Below are 244 nucleotides of genomic sequence, written 5' to 3' on the forward strand. Positions count from 1 at the left end.
TGTCTATAGTCTTGCACAAGCGTACGTTGCTTTATTTAACGAAGGATTTACTGCAATACCATATGCAATCTATGAAAATGATAGAATGGTTGGCTTTATCATGATGTACTATGTGACGGCTGAGGAAAATGAGTTTGGGGATGAATCGGCGTATGGAATACTAAGATTTATGATAGATAAGAAATATCAGGGGAAAGGTTTTGGCAAGAAATCATTAGCAAAGGCACTTGAGTATATTAGGACA

The 244-nt window shown here is 36.5% G+C and carries 1 protein-coding gene; it reads left to right on the top strand.

Translation table 11 applies throughout. The features are described from left to right. On the top strand, window positions 1-244 hold a 244-nt coding region (locus AOA61_RS00275), incomplete at both ends, for a GNAT family N-acetyltransferase (RefSeq protein WP_143521134.1).

The organism is Pseudomonas sp. 2995-1, from assembly GCF_002742505.1.
GTDB classification, from domain to species: Bacteria; Pseudomonadota; Gammaproteobacteria; order Pseudomonadales; family Pseudomonadaceae; genus Aquipseudomonas; species Aquipseudomonas sivasensis.